Annotated in this window: 15 protein-coding genes; 8 read left to right on the top strand and 7 right to left on the bottom strand. The window is 41.1% G+C overall.

Annotated features, from left to right (window positions below):
* The first annotated feature begins 341 nt into the window (after positions 1 to 341).
* Positions 342 to 1,514 carry a PrpF domain-containing protein gene (locus IQ209_RS06470; protein WP_193850075.1) on the top strand — a complete coding sequence of 391 codons (1,173 nt, stop codon included), beginning with the start codon at positions 342 to 344 and terminating at the stop codon, positions 1,512 to 1,514.
* A gap of 4 nt (positions 1,515 to 1,518) precedes the next feature.
* Here the strand turns inward: IQ209_RS06470 and IQ209_RS06465 are convergent, their stop codons facing one another.
* The 5 genes from IQ209_RS06465 to IQ209_RS06445 all read right to left on the bottom strand — a co-directional run bounded on the left by IQ209_RS06465 (position 1,519) and on the right by IQ209_RS06445 (position 5,901).
* Positions 1,519 to 2,493: a methyltransferase gene (locus tag IQ209_RS06465; protein ID WP_193850073.1), complete on the bottom strand. Its 975-nt coding sequence runs from the start codon at positions 2,491 to 2,493 to the stop codon at positions 1,519 to 1,521.
* Positions 2,494 to 2,709: 216 nt separating this feature from the next.
* Positions 2,710 to 3,483 carry an amino acid ABC transporter substrate-binding protein gene (locus IQ209_RS06460; RefSeq protein WP_193850071.1) on the bottom strand — a complete coding sequence of 258 codons (774 nt, stop codon included), beginning with the start codon at positions 3,481 to 3,483 and terminating at the stop codon, positions 2,710 to 2,712.
* A 37-nt stretch (positions 3,484 to 3,520) separates the two neighbouring features.
* Positions 3,521 to 4,285, bottom strand: a complete 765-nt coding sequence (locus IQ209_RS06455) for an amino acid ABC transporter ATP-binding protein (RefSeq protein WP_193850069.1) — start codon at positions 4,283 to 4,285, stop codon at positions 3,521 to 3,523.
* A complete protein-coding gene (locus IQ209_RS06450) occupies positions 4,263 to 4,970 on the bottom strand; it encodes an amino acid ABC transporter permease (protein WP_193850067.1) in 708 nt (235 codons plus the stop codon). Before IQ209_RS06450 ends, IQ209_RS06455 begins: the two co-directional genes overlap by 23 nt.
* A 163-nt stretch (positions 4,971 to 5,133) precedes the next feature.
* Positions 5,134 to 5,901, bottom strand: a complete 768-nt coding sequence (locus IQ209_RS06445; RefSeq protein WP_193850065.1) for an amino acid ABC transporter substrate-binding protein — start codon at positions 5,899 to 5,901, stop codon at positions 5,134 to 5,136.
* A gap of 239 nt (positions 5,902 to 6,140) precedes the next feature.
* Between IQ209_RS06445 and IQ209_RS06440 the strand changes: the two genes are divergently transcribed.
* From IQ209_RS06440 to IQ209_RS06410, 7 genes are all read left to right on the top strand, one after another.
* The gene (locus IQ209_RS06440) at positions 6,141 to 6,821 is read left to right on the top strand and encodes an AzlC family ABC transporter permease (RefSeq protein WP_193850063.1); all 681 of its coding nucleotides are present in this window, start codon (positions 6,141 to 6,143) and stop codon (positions 6,819 to 6,821) included.
* Positions 6,818 to 7,153 (top strand): AzlD domain-containing protein, encoded by a 336-nt coding sequence (locus IQ209_RS06435; RefSeq protein WP_193850061.1) that lies wholly within the window; start codon positions 6,818 to 6,820, stop codon positions 7,151 to 7,153. The genes IQ209_RS06440 and IQ209_RS06435 overlap by 4 nt, the downstream gene beginning before the upstream one ends.
* 370 nt (positions 7,154 to 7,523) lie before the next feature.
* The gene (gene xyeA, locus IQ209_RS06430) at positions 7,524 to 7,679 is read left to right on the top strand and encodes a XyeA family cyclophane-containing RiPP triceptide (protein WP_193850059.1); all 156 of its coding nucleotides are present in this window, start codon (positions 7,524 to 7,526) and stop codon (positions 7,677 to 7,679) included.
* Positions 7,680 to 7,747: 68 nt separating this feature from the next.
* Positions 7,748 to 8,926 (top strand): cyclophane-forming radical SAM/SPASM peptide maturase XyeB, encoded by a 1,179-nt coding sequence (gene xyeB / locus IQ209_RS06425; protein WP_193850057.1) that lies wholly within the window; start codon positions 7,748 to 7,750, stop codon positions 8,924 to 8,926.
* 17 nt (positions 8,927 to 8,943) lie between these two features.
* Positions 8,944 to 9,843, top strand: a complete 900-nt coding sequence (locus IQ209_RS06420; protein WP_193850055.1) for a hypothetical protein — start codon at positions 8,944 to 8,946, stop codon at positions 9,841 to 9,843.
* The gene (locus IQ209_RS06415) at positions 9,827 to 11,098 is read left to right on the top strand and encodes an HlyD family secretion protein (protein ID WP_193850053.1); all 1,272 of its coding nucleotides are present in this window, start codon (positions 9,827 to 9,829) and stop codon (positions 11,096 to 11,098) included. The genes IQ209_RS06420 and IQ209_RS06415 overlap by 17 nt, the downstream gene beginning before the upstream one ends.
* Entirely contained in the window at positions 11,070 to 13,268 is a 2,199-nt protein-coding gene (locus tag IQ209_RS06410; RefSeq protein ID WP_228005749.1) for a peptidase domain-containing ABC transporter, read from the top strand. The genes IQ209_RS06415 and IQ209_RS06410 overlap by 29 nt, the downstream gene beginning before the upstream one ends.
* A 73-nt stretch (positions 13,269 to 13,341) precedes the next feature.
* Here the strand turns inward: IQ209_RS06410 and IQ209_RS06405 are convergent, their stop codons facing one another.
* Positions 13,342 to 16,239, bottom strand: coding sequence for a valine--tRNA ligase (locus IQ209_RS06405; RefSeq protein WP_193850051.1), 2,898 nt, complete (start codon positions 16,237 to 16,239; stop codon positions 13,342 to 13,344).
* Between the two features lie 13 nt (positions 16,240 to 16,252).
* Complete coding sequence (locus IQ209_RS06400; RefSeq protein ID WP_193850049.1) at positions 16,253 to 16,729, bottom strand: DNA polymerase III subunit chi; 477 nt, start codon at positions 16,727 to 16,729, stop codon at positions 16,253 to 16,255.
* Positions 16,730 to 16,774 lie beyond the last annotated feature (45 nt).

The raw sequence follows: 16,774 nt of genomic DNA, 5'->3' as shown, positions 1-16,774 counted from the left end.
TTATTTTGATGGAAAATATGATAGCTCCTATATCTTAAGCTATATAAATAAACCTCATTTAACCTGATGTTAATAAAAAATCAATCAAAATAATCAGCTCGTTAATTAATTGTGTTATTAAAAATAGTCATAAAAAACTTGGGATTTAGTGGGCGCTATTTTTATCAGAACTGGATGTATGGCCTGAATACCTTTTAACTCTTTGGTGTTATTAGTCACAACAATCTATTACTAATAAATAGAATCCTTGTTTATGTTTTGTTTATCATTAATGCAATATATTTTTTCTGTTTCATGATGTTATTAAACAATAACAAAACTAACTTAATCATAGTAATAATATGAAAAAATTATCTTTTCCTATTCGCATTCCTCTCTATTATGTGAGAGGCGGAACTTCAACCGGTATCGTTTTATTACAAAAACATCTACCAGAAAAAAAAGAACTCAAAGAAGAAATTCTTAGGCATATCATGGGAGTACCCCTTGAAGGAAAAAATGAAAATAATAAACAACTACAGGGATTGGGCAGGGAAACGACAACCAGTAATAAAGCTTTTATTATTGATATCGATTATCAAGCTAAAAAGGTGATTAGCACTTTTGCTCAACTTGAAAAAGAGAGTAGTACCGTATCGTGGGAAGTTAACTGTGGAAATATGACCTCATCAATACCCTTGGTAATAAGAGATCTCCCAGAGGAAAAGTTGCTAATGCCCGATGGAAAGTTAAGTATTTATAATACAAATACCAATAAAAATATTGTGTGTACGATGGCGAATGTGTCACCTAAATACCAACTGGCACATATACCTGGTGTGGTGGGTGATTTTCCTGAGATTAATGTGTCATTTGCGGATCCTGCATGTTCAAAAACAAAAGCCCTTTTTCCGACAGGAAATTTGATTGATAAAGTGAATGGAGTTCCGGTCACGTGTATTGATGTCGCTGTACCGATGATTATTATCAATGCAGAAAGTTTGGGAGTTTCGGGTTACGAAAATCCCAATGAAATTAAAAATAATCAAGTATTACAAGAAAAAATCATGCAAATCAGGGTAGAGATGGGGATTAAGATGGGAATTCGTCAGAACAATGGAGCAGTGATGAATGAAAAGGATTTAACAGAATCTATCACTCAACCCAAAGTCGCCATCGTTGCGCCTTCTTTATCCAAAGGAGATATTACTATCAGGTATCTCACGCCCAAAAACGTTCATTTATCTGTCGCGGTATCCGGTGGTTGCTGCTTAGCTGCTGCTTGCTGTTTTCCCGGAACGGTTGCCAGTCATCTTTATTATGCTAATAGGGTTAACGGTCACTCTACTGTACGGATTGAGCATTTGTCTGGGATATCCAAATTTAGTATCACACATGATGGTGAATATATAAAGTATGCAAGTGTGCAGAGAAATGCCCAAATTTTGATGAAAGGTGAATTTTTTATTTATAATCCTAGCGATGAGTTAGAAAAAATAATGACACAATTTCTTATCTCAAATTCAGATTATTAAAACTTTATTTTTTCATTTCAATAATGTATTGGCTGCCTCCCGTTAGGGAAAAATTCAGGTTATAGGTATTTGTGATAGAAAGTCCAGCCTGTTTTGCTACAGATTCAAATTCTGATTGATACCGTTCTTTACCTGATAAAAGGATATCCATATGTAAATCAAATGACTCTGCCTCTGCATCATTTTGATCTTTAAGCATATCGATAATATATAAAACGGAATCTTCACCCATTGCCTTATGGCAATTCCTGAGAATATCAATGGCTTGATTATCTGGCCAATTATGCAAAACATTTTTCATGCAATAAGCGTCATATCCTGATGGAATAAAGGAAAAGAAATCGCCATTGATAAAAGTGATTTCTTCTGATTCTCGTTCAGTAAAATCATACTGATCCATAACGTGGCATTGGATATGTGGGTAATGCATTTTTATATTTTTGGCTAAAGAGCCTTGACCTCCTCCTATATCCATGATCGAATAAATACCATTTAGGGGAATGTGCTCAATAATATGTTTATTCATTGTGTCGGTAATTTTTGTCATTAAATGATCAAAAGTAGATTTAAGCGATTTATTATGTTCATGACTTAAATAGTCAAAAAATTTCTCTTGATGACTAAGTTCAAAAGCCGATTTACTATTTATTTTACTTAAGGATGCACTGTATTGTGACCATGCATTCCAGCTGATTGGACTTAATTCGAATTTTACATGTAGTGTTTCAAGGCTGTTTGGATCACTTAGTGATGAACATTGCTCAGTAAGGTAAAATTTGTCATCTTTTTTTGTTAATACATTAAGAGATAGCATATAATTCAATAGCCGATGGAATCTATCTTGGGAAACATCGCATAGTTGAGCAAGTTGTTCCAGAGTCTTTCCATCTTGGGTACTTAAATATAGTGGTGCTTTGCTTTCTACAAAAGCAAACAATGCGTTAGATTTACGATAAGCAGTGGTCATTTCCGATAGCATTATTTATTTTCCTTAACTCATTTGTAGGTTGTTTTGTTTTCAGTGAAATAAATTGAATCATAAATTTTTATAGCGTTTGGTTAAATGATTTTGTGTATTTAAATATATTAATTAACATTAATAAATGATGCTGATTTGTGAAGGTGTGTTATTTTTTAATATAAATAAAGCGGCCTAATATAAAAAATGCCGCCATATTCTCAAGCAAAGAAAATTTTATTTGGAAATATCTACGCCAAAATATTTCTCAGAGATACGGGCATACGTCCCGTCATCCTTTATCTCTTGCAGGGCCTTATTCACTGCTTCCAGTAACTCAGCATCCCCTTTACGCAGCAAGACGGCTGATTTGCTCGCATCGGTTTGCTGGGCGACAATTTTTACCGGTGCATTAGGGCGCTGTTTTTTGAAGTCAAGGAATGACAGACGATCATTGAGTGTGGCATCAGCGCGTCCGGTAGCAACCAGATCAATGGCCTGGTTAAAGCCATCTGTACTGACCAAACTTGCGCCGTAAGACGTTGCCAGTTGCCCGTAATTGCTGGTCAATGATTGGGCTGAGCGTTTACCTTTAATATCTGCGAAGGTTTTAATATCACTGTTATCGTTACGGGTTATCAACACAACCTGAGAAGTCGTATAAGGAATGGAAAAACTGTATTTCGCTGCCCGTTCGGGGGTGACACCGACTTGGTTGATAACCGCGTCAAAACGTTTAGCATCTAATCCGGCAATCAAACCATCCCATTTGACTTCCATAAATTCAGGTTTGACGTTCAAACGTCGGGCAATTTCCCGTGCGATATCCACGTCAAAGCCGATTAATTTATTGCTGGCATCGTGGTAAGTAAAAGGAGGATAAGTGCCTTCCGTGCCAATCTTAAAGATACCAGAGGCTTTGATGGCATCAAAATCTTCGCCAGCATAGCCAGGGGCAGAAATAGCAAGGGCAGTCGCACTTGCCAGTAATAAATTCAAAATTTTTTTCATCGTGTTTCTCCGAATAAATAATGTACGTGACTGCTCGCTATATTTCCCAATCCGGTAAGGTTTCTGTCAAGGTTGAGATAAACTCGACAGTTCGCACTTTACTGGGGCGGGTAAAGAGGTTTTTTGCCGTACCCGATTCAATAATTTCGCCAGATTCCAGAAATACGACATCATGAGCAAGATTAGCCGCCAGGCGCAAATCGTGCGTTGCCATTAACATGGTGGTGCCTTCTCCGGCTAACTGTTTCAAAACCGAAACGACTTCTTTGGATAATTCGGGATCAAGCGCCGAAGTCGGTTCATCGCACAGCAGCACTTTGGGGGAAGGAGCCATCGCTCTGGCGATGGCCACACGCTGCTGCTGACCACCTGACAGTGTGGCTGGCCAAACATCCGCTTTGTGGGATAAGCCGACTTTTTCCAGCAACGCTAGCGCCCGTTCTCTGGCACGTTCGCGGGACCATTTCTGTACCCAAATCAGCCCTTCCATAATGTTTTCGATCACAGTCAGATGCGGGAAAAGCTGAAAGTTCTGGAATACCATGCCGGTTTGCAGGCTAAAACGCTGGATTTCCCGATGCGGCAATCGTTCCTTACCCGTAAAAGTGATCTGCTCTTTGCCAATTTCCAGCTTGCCAACCTGTGGGATCTCCAACAGGTTAATGCAACGCAGCAAGGTACTTTTACCGCTACCGGAAGGGCCAATCAGTGCCGTCAAGCTGCCTTCTTTAATCGTCAGGCTAATATTTTTCAGCACCTTCTGTCCGTCGAAACTTTTTTCAATGTTGGTAAGCTGAATCATTTTTGGCTTCCTTATGGTGACTGCTGTTTTGCTGAGCGAATTTCTTTTCCAACCGCACTTGCAGTGCCGATAATACTGAACTCAAGAGAAGGTAGAGAATGGCGGCTTCGGTATACAGGATTAACGGTTGATAGGTGACGGCTGCGATGCGTTGTGCCGCCAGAAACATTTCTGGCACGGTAATAACAGAAGCCAGAGAGGTGTCTTTTACCAGCGAAATAAAAGTATTGGACAAGGGAGGAATCGAAACCCGCGCCGCTTGTGGCAGAATAATTCGGCGCAGTGATTGCCACCAACTCATGCCGATAGAGTGAGAAGCTTCCCATTGCCCTTTGGGAACCGAGATTAATGCGGCACGGATCACTTCTGAGGTATAGGCACCGACATTTAGGGTAAAGCCGATAATGGCGGAGGTGAACGCGTCCAAAGTAATGCCTGCGCTGGGCAGAGCGTAGAAGATCAGGAATAACTGAACCAACAGAGGCGTACCGCGAATCAACCAGACGTAAAATCGAGCGACAGCAACCAGTGGCTTAGGACCATATAGCCTAATTAAAGCAACGATAAACCCCAATGAGATCCCAAGTACGAATGTAATCAGCGTGAGGGGAATAGTGAATGTCAGGCCGGCGTAAATCATCGGCCATAGAGAATCCAACGCTAAATTGAGCCATGATGGGGTCATAGAACCTTCCTGATAGATATTAAAAATATGTTTATTTTTTATAGGGTTGTTTTAATGATGATATGGCAAGAAAAGGTGAACTCTATATACAATAAAGTTATAGCTTAGAACCTAAGATTTATTTTAAAAGCCTATTCCATTAGGCTCTTATTTTCATTATTGATTAGTCGCTTTCGGCGAAATATTTATCCCAGATACGTTGATAAGTGCCATCCGCTTTTATCTCAGTAATCGCTTTATCGACTGCGGTTTTTAATTCAGTGTCATTTTTGCGTAATAACACAGCAGATTGTGCTGCCTGGGTATCTGCGGCAACAATTTTTACCGGAGCCTCTGGGCGATGTTTTTTGTAATCGAGGTAAGAAAGTTTATCGTTGATTGTTGCATCTGCACGGCCGGTACTCACCAAATCGACTTCCTGATTAAAGCCATTCGTGCCGATAATGTCGGCGCCATAATGTCTGGCGATCTGGGCAAAGTTATTGGTCAGGGTATGTGCCGATTTTTTCCCTTTTAAGTCGCTAAATGTCTTAATATCGTTGTTATCTTTTCGGGTAATCAGTACGGCTTCTGAAATCACGTAAGGCAGGGAGAAACTGTATTTTTTCTCGCGTTCCGGTGTAATAGCGATTTGGTTCATCACAGCATCGAAACGTCCGGCATCAAGCCCACCAATCAAGCCATCCCATTTACCTTCAATAAATTCAGGCTTCACTTTCATGCGAAGTGCGATTTCACGGCCGATTTCCACATCAAATCCGGTCAGTTTTCCAGAGGTGTCATGATAACTGAATGGGGCATAGGCGCCTTCAGTCCCAATCCTGAATATGCCTGTGGAATGAATGTTATCAAGGGTAGATTGTGCATAAGAGAAGTGGGTGAAACCCAATTGAATAATGCCCGCTAATAATATATTTAGTACGGCTTTCATGTTATCTATTTCTCCAAGGGGGAATTATTGTTTTTAAAATTATTTTCACTATAGCGGTAATATCATAAGCCTTATATATAAAATAAAGTTATATCATATCCTGATGTTACTGCTGATAAATCAGGGTCATATTGATTATTGTTTAATTATATTTACTATAAGCTATATCAGCTTCTCAGTTACCCTAAATATAACGCTAAGATAGGTGCCAAGTGTTGAATTCACTCTTTCGGAAAGGCATGGTTGATTCTTTGCCTGTTTGTATCTCTTTTTTCTTTATTTTTACTTCGATTGGTGCGCTTTATCAAAGTCACGGTATCCCATTAATGGAAACGTTGGTCGGATCATTGTTGATATATGCCGCACCGTTACAAGTGGCTGCGGTTGGTTATCTGGCTGATGGGGCGATACTTTCTGTTATCATTTTGGCATTGCTGATTAACTTCCGCTTTTTCTTGATGGCGATAGTGATGTCACAATATTTTCGTGGCATCCCTAAGCGAAATATTTTGCTGTCGATGTTAGGATTTAGCGCCAGCACTTATACGGTGACGCACGCACATCTCTCTGCGGAAAATATCACGGATGGGAAATCTCAATTTCATTTTTATCTGGGGGTTGCTGTACCCTGTTTTGTGATCACCTTCTGTGCCACTTTGTTGGGGTATATTTCAGCAGAATATCTGGATTACGATTCCTTTTCGCTGTTCCTCGTGATGTTGGTTCCTGTCCATTTCACCTCCTTGACTGCCAGGCGTTCAGGCAAGGATATGTCTGTTCTGGCAACGGTCATGGGTGGGTTATGTGCACCGTTATTGAATGAAGTGGATATGAAATTAATCGATCTGATAGTCCCAATTTTATGTGGGATAGGGATTGCGTTCATTGAACAGAGAATCAGACAGGATAGAAGATTATGATGCTGCTGATCGTATTGATGGGATTAATCAGTTTTATATTAAGAATAGCTCCTTTTTTGATGAATGATAATCGCTTATTAAAGGGAAAGCGTTTTCTCATTACTGCGCTGGATTATGCCATCTGTTTTATTCTGGGGACGATTATCGTTAATATTTCATTGAATAATCTGACTCTAAGTGAATTAATTGCACAGTTTAATATTAAATATCTATTTGCCTTGATTACGGTAGTGTTAGCTTATTTTATCAGCAAATATACGCATTCAATCTTAAAGAGTTTGGGGTTTTCTCTGCTGTTTTTTATGTTGATGCAGTGGTTGTTTTATTCCTGAGAGGGTATCTGAGTTCTGGTCAAATAGCGTTTCAAAATAATAGGAGTATTCCTTACCCTGTGCGGGGTAAGGAACTCCAACATTTGATACGCTTAGTATTATGAAAACCTATTTAAACTGTTACCAGAGTATTCATTTCTAAGTGAGCAATATTTAGTGACAGTTTATTTTTTTAAGGCAATAAAAAATGACAGGATTGCGCATCACTGTGAAACTTAATGCTGTTACGTTATAAAATAATTATTATTGTAATTAAATGGTATATCAATAGTTAACTTTTTATTTATTATTTGTGTAAGTTATTGAGCCTATACTCCAAGAGTCATCGCGAGTTTCGGCATGACATCTAATTTAAAAATAAGGAGATATTATGAGCAAATTACAACGTGAAATAGTAGAAAACAAAACCCAAGTAACTAATTCAGATAAGAATAAAGCACAGCGCAAAGAACTTGTCGATAGTCTGCTGGATACAGTTTCAGGTGGTTGGGTGAATGCTTTTGCAAACTGGTCTAAATCTTTTTAATAAAGCTTTTAGTAAATCATAGTAGGGGGAAATTTCCCCCTCCTTTTTCTGCATAAGAGAGAATGATAATGGCGATTGTAAAAGATGGGAAAGTCAAGCATCTTGAGGTAATTCTTAAAATTAGTGAAAGATGCAATATCAACTGTACTTATTGCTATGTATTCAACATGGGGAACACTTTGGCTGCCGATAGTGCTCCAGTTATATCTCTCGATACAGTTGCTTCACTGAGAGAATTCTTTGAGCGTTCCGTAGTAGAAAACGAGATCGAAGTCATTCAAGTTGATTTTCATGGTGGTGAGCCTCTGATGATGAAAAAGGAACGTTTCAACCGAATGTGTGAAATTCTTCGTGAGGGCAACTATGGCCGTTCTCGGCTAGTGCTGGCATTACAGACCAATGGTATTCTGATTGATAATGAATGGATCTCAATTTTTGAAAAACACCAAATACATGTAAGTGTATCGATAGACGGTCCAAAACATATAAATGATCGATATCGGCTGGATAGAAAAGGGAAAAGCACTTATGAAGGTACCGTTAACGGCCTGCGTATGCTCCAGAATGCGTGGACACAGGGGCGCCTTTCGGGAGAGCCAGGAATTCTTTCTGTAGCAAACGCTAAAGCAAATGGGGAGGAAATTTATCGCCACTTCACGAAGGAACTCAAATGCCAGCGCTTCGATTTCCTCATACCCGATGATCAACACGCAGATAGCATTGACGTCGAGGGTATTGGTCGATTCCTTAATGAGGCACTTGATGCATGGTTTGCTGATGGTCAGCCAAAGATTTTTATTAGAATCTTTAATACATACCTTGGTACGATGCTCAATAATCAGTTTAGCCGTGTTCTTGGCATGAGCGCTAATGTCGAATCTGCTTATGCTTTCACAGTAACTGCAGACGGCCAACTCCGTGTTGATGATACTTTGCGTTCAACCTCTGATCAGATATTCAGTGCTATTGGTCATGTCAGCGAGTTGACTCTGGCAAGAGTACTCGAATCACCTAATGTCAAAGAATATCTTTCGCTGAGCAGCGAACTACCTGATGCTTGTTGTGGTTGTGTGTGGAGTAAAATTTGTCATGGTGGTCGTCTGGTAAATCGCTTCTCACGAGCCAATCGTTTCCATAATAAAACCGTGTTTTGTCTATCAATGCGGCTTTTTCTTAGTCGTGCTGCATCACACCTGATTGCAGCTGGTGTCAGTGAAGAGACAATAATAGAAAATATCCAAAAATAAAAAAGTGAGCTCCAACAATGGTAAAATTTAATTATTGGTTAGCAATTCTTTCATTTTTTTCTTTTGCCACATTTTCAGAAAGTTCCCTTGCTAATATAAAAAAATCCGTAACATTAAAACTGAACTTTGATGAATATTCTGTTCCTTATTCAACATTTATAGTTGATGGTCAGCCAGTATATGCAATGGTTGATACCGGCTCCTCTATGGGATTTCACCTTTATGAATTTCAGATAAATAAAATAAAAGGACTTAAAAAAGAAAATACTTATCACAGTAAAGATTTAACTGGAAAAACTCAGGATAATATAAAGTATCTTGCTCACTCTCTGAACGTAAATAATATGATCTTTAAAGATGTGATCGTAACTCCATTTAAGCAATGGGGGCTATTGGTTTATAACAAAGGAAAATTACCAAATACACCTGTTGTAGGTCTTGGTGCTTTTAAAGATAGACAGATAACACTGGATTATATATCTAATACATTAACTATAGCGGATAGTTTTACTGGTAAAAAGAAGAAGGCTCCAAAAGGTTTTACAGAATTTCCTTTCCAAATATCCTCTGAAGGAATGATGTTTTATGTCGAGCAATCCGGCCATAAATACCGTGTGATTCTGGATACGGGAGCTACAGTATCTATAATATGGCGTGAGAGACTTAAGTCCTACACACCTATAAGCTGCCTCTCAGTTAATCCGCAAATGGATAACAAAGGATGTGAAGCTACAATGCTCACAATGAAATCGACAACTGGAAAACCGGAGCAGTTTAGCGCAGTTATTGTTGATGGGCATTTTCAACATATGGGAAAAATTGACGGCATTATAGGAAACAGTTTCCTTAGAAACCGAAAAATAATTATAGATTTTAAAAATAAGAAGGTTTTTGTTTCTGATGAGTACCGAAAATAATGAAAATTTAATCTATCGTGCAGAGGCTCTGCAACACAAAAGAGAAGGATGGCTTGGTGCATCTTGCCTGAATATTCCATCAAACATCTACATGTGTCTTCTGACAGGTATGCTAACTTTCACTTTTATTATCTTAATAATCACATTTGGCTCTTATAGCGAAAGAGTAAATGTCACCGGTACTGTCGTTTATGATCCTCCGGCGGTACCATTGATTGCGCAAAATGATGGTGTAATTATTCAATCAGCAGCTTTAGAAAACAAATTAATTAAGCAAGGTGAAGTCATTTTTTCTGTGAGTAATGAAACTGAAACTAATCTTGGTGCGACTAACTTTGAAATAGAACAGCGTTTGAGAAAGCAACGAAATGTATTTTTGGAAAAGATTATTTTTATTACCAGCGAAGCTAAGGAAAATAAGAGCTATCTTTTTGAAAAGATAAAAAATAAAGAGCAAGAAATAGTAAGCGTGAATATCTTAATAAAAAATTCGGAGGAGCAGAAGAAATGGTTCGAAAAGAAATTCAGCTTTTATGAACAGTTGAAAAAAAAAGGTCTAGCACTTGATGCCGAATTTATAGATAGGAAGAAAGATTATTACTTCGCTACGGTGAATCTTTCCTCTGCAAGAGTAAAGCTAATGACCTTGCAAGGAGAGTTGTTGGATTTGAGAAAAAAAATATCGACCATCGACAAGGAATCAGACTCCGCGAGGAAATCAATTACAGCTGAAATCGCTGGCATAGAGCAAAAGATTCTGAATACAGAAAGACAAAGAAAATATTTATTTGACGCACCATTTGATGGAATGATAACCAGCGTGACGGTTCATAAAGGTGAGAGGGTAAAAGCAGGCCAGCAAATTGCTGTACTTATTCCCCAGAACGCAATTCCAAAAATTGAGCTGCTTTCTCCATCTGATTCTCTCGGTGATGTAGCTGATGGACAACAAGTAAAGATGAGAGTAGCTGCATACCCATATCAATGGTATGGAAAAATTTTAGGTGTCATAGAGACAATATCAGAAGCACCAATAAATATCTCTCCAACCACTCAGGCAAACGGCGAAAGTAAAGATAAGGGACTTTTTCGGATAATGGTTCAACCGATTATGGTTGGGCGGCAAAAAAGGATGTCTCTTCTGCCGGGTATGAAAGTAGAGACAGAGATATATGTAAAAACCAGAAAGATTTACGAATGGCTTTTTATGCCAGTTAAGAGAATATATGAACGAGCGAACGACAGGACGCAATAAAAATATGCAATATAAAATCAGTGGCTTTTTTGAGTCTTTTACCAAAAAACTCCCTGTAATCATGCAAACAGAGGTAACAGAATGTGGATTGGCATGTCTGGCCATGATTGCGACTTGGTACGATCGAGTGACTGATGTTTACAGTATGAGAAAGATTTTCGATGTGTCGAGTAATGGTATGTCATTAAGGCAGCTTATCACGGCAGCAGGAAGAATAAATATGAATGCCAGAGCTATGCGTCTTGAGCTTGAGGAACTTAGATGCGTCAGGTGCCCATGTATCCTGCACTGGTCCTTTAATCATTTTGTGGTGTTAAAAAAAATTACAAAGAAAAATGCTGTCATTCATGATCCTGCCTTAGGGAAAAGGACAATCTCTCTGAAAGAATTATCAAATAAATTCACAGGGATAGTTCTGGAAGTATGGCCACGGCTTGATTTTCAAAAGCGGAAAATGGAGGAGAGCATAAAAATCACAGATATGTTCAAAGAAGTGGCAGGACTTAGAAACACGTTGTTAAAAATCATTTTGTTGTCGCTCTTTATTGAAGCATTGGCCCTTTCAATCCCTCTCAGCTCTCAATTTATTATTGATATTGTTCTGCGATCCAGTGATTTCGAAATGTTAAATTTGATTGTCATTGGTGTTATTTTTCTACTTATCCTCCGAGCGGTTCTCAGTATCATCCGAGCCTGGACGTTAATGGCAATGCGTTACTCGTTGGGAATACAGTGGAGTATAGGTTTTTTTAACCGATTACTCAGCCTACCGTTAACTTTTTTTGAAAAGCGTCACGTGGGAGATATCGTCTCACGACTGACGTCACTTAATGAGATCAAGGAAGCCTTCACAGCAGAGATGCTGACTTCTTTACTTGATGTACTTATCCTGTTGGTGTTGGTTGCTCTGATGCTCTGTTACAGTACGTTCTTAGCCATTATTTCACTGCTCATCGCTTCTATTTATCTCGGAGTAAAACTTGCCCTTTATGACACATACAAAGGCGCAAGAGTCGAAGCAATTACCAATGAGGCACGGCAGTCATCTCATTTCCTTGAGACAGTACGAAATGTGGCATGTGTCAAGGTATTTGCCCTGACAGAAAATCGCCGTATAGCGTGGCTTAATAAGGTGATCGAGACGGCTAATGCTCGGACTCATTTATTTAAGATAGACCTCATAAATCAAACTTTATCAGGGTTTCTTACAGGATTCTCATCAGCGGCGATTTTATTTTTCGGGGGTAATCTTATGGAGCAAGGTACAATAACAACAGGTATTCTATTTGCCTTTATGCTTTACGCTGATATGTTCCTAACCCGTTCTATTAAGGTGGTAAATTCGCTTTTTAACTTTCGTCTTATATCAATACATTCGGATCGCCTTACAGACGTTGCAACAGCAGAAACCGAAAGTGTTTGGTACCCGAAAAATTCAGTATCTTTTGATAACGTAGCGGGTCGGATAACACTTAATAGTCTCTCCTATCGTTACGGAGAAGCTGAACCATTCATTTTTAAAGACATTGATATGGAGATTAATGCCGGCGAGAACATAGCGATAGTAGGCTCGTCGGGTTGTGGTAAATCAACTCTTCTCAAAATAATGGCTGGATTGGCTATTCCTCAGTCAGGGGATGTACTGGTTGATGGTATCAGCATACGACAGATTGGTATTGACGAATATCGCCGACACACAGCATTTGTGATGCAAGATGATAAACTTTTTGCTGCTTCCTTGATGGATAATATTTCCTCCTTTGACTCTCAGCCCAACCTTGAATGGATATATGAATGCGCTAAGGCAGCAGCAATACACGACGAGATTATGGCTATGCCTATGCAGTATGAAACTATGATAGGTGATATGGGAAGTATTCTTTCAGGAGGACAAAAGCAACGTGTCTCTCTTGCCAGAGCTCTTTATAAGCGCCCGCGGATCCTCTTTCTTGATGAGGCTACCAGCGACCTTGATGTTTTTAACGAACGAAAGATAAACGAAGCTGTGAAACAGATGTCCATTACTCGCATTTTTGTAGCTCATCGACCAGAAACGATTGCTGTCGCGGATCGAATATATAACCTAAAAGATAAAGCCTTTATAAAATTTGAAAGAAAGACTGGAGCAGGGTACGTAAGACAGGATCATTTTGAATATGACGAAAATTAAAAAAACGGATGACAAAAAGCCACTGCAAATTCAATCACAGTGGCTGATATGAACAAATTTCAACTAAGAAAAATTACAGTGCAGCGATAGTCTCTTTCTGCGTCAGTAACTTCTCTTTTGCGGCATTGTTGGTCGCCAGGCGTTCGCGCTCTTTGGCAACAACGGCTTCGGGTGCACGGCTGACAAAACCTTCGTTAGCCAGTTTAGCTTCAATACCGCTGATCTCTTTATCCAGCTTCTCGATTTCTTTATCCAGACGAGCCAGTTCTGCATCTTTATTAATCAAACCAGCCATTGGGATCAGCACTTCAGCCCCATTGATCAGTTTGGTGACAGAAACAGGTGCTTCTTCTCCTGCTGCCAACACGGTAACAGAAGAGAGACGCCCCATTGCCTGAATGAAATTGAGGTTTTCAGCGACACGGCGTTGTGAATCGTCATTCGCATCACGTAACAGAACTTCCAGCGGCTTGCTTGGTGCGATGTTCATTTCGGCACGAATGTTACGCACGGCAATGATCGCTTCCTTGATCCACTCCAGATCGTTCAGAGCCAATTCATCTGTTTTCGCCTGATCGAATTCAGGGAACGGTTGCAGCATGATAGTATCCGCATCAATACCTTTGACCACTTTCACACGCTGCCAGATGGTTTCAGTGATAAATGGAATGATTGGGTGTGCCAAACGCAGCAAACCTTCCAAAACTTCAATCAGGGTATGGCGAGCCGCACGGACTTCGGCTTCTGTCCCTTTATTGATTGCTGGTTTGGACAGCTCCAGATACCAGTCACAAAATTGGTTCCAGGTGAATTCGTAAAGAATGTTAGCGGCGATGTCGAAACGGTGAGTATCCAGCGCTTCACGATAGGCTTTAACAGTCTGGTTGAACTCGGCCAGGATCCAGCGATCTGCCAGTGACAGCGACATTTCACCACCGTTCTGCCCGCAATCTTGTCCTTCTGTGTTCATCAGCACGAAACGGCTGGCGTTCCACAGTTTGTTACAGAAGTTGCGATAACCTTGCAGGCGCTTCATGTCCCAGTTGATATCACGACCGGTAGAAGCCAGTGCGGCCAGAGTGAAACGTAAGGCGTCAGTACCGTGGGCTTCAATGCCTTCCGGGAACTGTTTTTCGGTACGTTTGCGGATTTTCTCTGCCAGTTGTGGCTGCATCATATTGCCGGTACGTTTTTCCAGCAGATCTTCCAGCGAGATACCATCGATCATATCCAGAGGGTCGATAACGTTCCCTTTGGATTTTGACATTTTTTGGCCTTCTTCATCACGGATCAGGCCAGTCATGTAGACTGTTTTGAATGGCACTTGTGGTTTGCCGTTTTCATCTTTGATGAAGTGCATGGTCAGCATGATCATGCGGGCAATCCAGAAAAAGATAATGTCGAAGCCACTGACCAGCACATCCGTTGGATGGAAGGTTTTTAGCGCTTCCGTCTGCTCAGGCCAGCCAAGGGTAGAGAATGTCCACAGGCCAGAGGAGAACCAGGTATCCAGTACGTCTTCGTCTTGAGTCAGGATGATATCTGCACCCAGATTGTTCTCGCGGCGAACTTCTTCTTCATCGCGCCCAACATAAACGTTGCCTTGTGCGTCATACCACGCCGGAATACGGTGGCCCCACCACAATTGACGGGAAATACACCAATCCTGAATATCACGCATCCAGGAGTAGTACATGTTTTCGTACTGTTTTGGCACGAACTGGATATCACCGTTCTCAACGGCTTCCAGCGCCACTTTTGCCAGTGGTGCAGTGCGAACATACCATTGGTCGGTCAGCATGGGTTCGATAACCACGCCGCCACGGTCACCGTAAGGGACCGTCAGGTCATGAGGTTTGATCTCAACCAGCAGGCCCTGTTTTTCGAATTCTGCCACAATCGCTTTACGGGCAGCGAAACGCTCCATGCCACGGTATTCGGCTGGAATGTCGGTCGAGTAGATAGCGGAAACTTCGCCGTTGCTGTCGAAGACTTCTGCCGCTTCACGAATATCGCCGTCGAAGGTCAGAATATTGATCATTGGCAGGCTGTGGCGCTTACCGACTTCATAGTCATTGAAATCGTGGGCTGGGGTGATTTTCACGCAGCCAGTGCCTTTTTCCATGTCAGCATGTTCATCGCCAACAATAGGAATACGACGGTTCACCAGTGGCAGAAGGATCTCTTTGCCAATCAGATCCTTATAACGTGGATCTTCCGGGTTCACGGCAACACCGGTATCTCCCAGCATGGTTTCTGGGCGGGTTGTGGCAACAATCAGGTAGTCTTTACCTTCTGTAGTCTTAACGCCGTCAGCCAGCGGATAGCGCAGGTGCCACATGGAACCTTTTACTTCACGGTTTTCAACTTCCAGATCAGAAATCGCCGTGCGTAATTTCGGGTCCCAGTTAACCAGGCGTTTGCCACGGTAAATCAAATCGTCCTGATATAGACGAACAAAGGCTTCTTTAACCGCTTTGGACAAACCTTCATCCATAGTGAAGCGCTCACGCTCCCAATCTACGGAGTTACCCAGACGGCGCATCTGGTTGGAGATATTGCCACCCGATTCTGCTTTCCACTGCCAAATCTTGTCGATAAAAGCTTCACGACCATAATCATGGCGGGTTTTGCCTTCTTCTGCCGCGATCTTACGTTCAACAACCATTTGGGTTGCGATACCCGCATGGTCAGTCCCTGCTTGCCACAGGGTATTTTTACCCTGCATACGTTGGTAACGCACCATGGTATCCATGATAGTCTGCTGGAATGCGTGTCCCATATGCAGGCTGCCGGTGACGTTTGGGGGTGGAATGACGATGCAGAAACTTTCGCGGCTGGTATCGCCATTCGGCTTGAAGTAACCACTCTGTTCCCAGTGGTTGTAAAGGGGTTGCTCTATCTCTGTCGGATTGTACGTTTTATCGAGAGACGGCTCAGATTGCGTTTGAGTAGCGGGTGTCTTTTCCATTGTGTCTTGATATTCAATAGGTTGGCGGGGTAGCCATGGTCAAATTAAAGCCGACGCTACGATAAGATTTATATCGTTCGCGCGCTAACTGTTTCAGATTTTCATCAATAGGAACGAAGTCTATCACTTCACGGAAAGCTGTGGCAAAGTCTGCAAAGTGAGGAAGCAGTGTCACCAACACATCGCGGGGAACATTGCTTCTTTTTTGCGGCCAGCACAACTCAACGGGTGCGCCGTAGCGAGGGCCTTCGCCAGCAAGATTGTGCGGTACAAATTGATTCGGCTCTCTCTGCCATAAAGCTTCGTCCAATTTTTCAGCTTGTTGCTGGCTTTCACAAGCAATCAGAATCCGCTTCCCTGCACGCCATTGATCAGCGGCAAGCTGACATGCCAGCCATTCATGTGACTGTAGTTCATCTGACGATGATTGTTCCGATAACTGCTTTTCCGGTGGCAGCTTTTCTAATAAATAGAAGGTGGCGTTTTTCATAGTTTCTTGGTTGCAAGGTTACTGGAAACAGTCAGGGTATTGCTG

Origin of the sequence: Xenorhabdus sp. BG5 (assembly GCF_015163665.1) — a bacterium.
Classification (GTDB): Bacteria; Pseudomonadota; Gammaproteobacteria; order Enterobacterales; family Enterobacteriaceae; genus Xenorhabdus.
The sequence above is the reverse complement of the archived record's forward strand: the minus strand, read 5'-3'. Positions and strand labels throughout refer to the sequence as shown.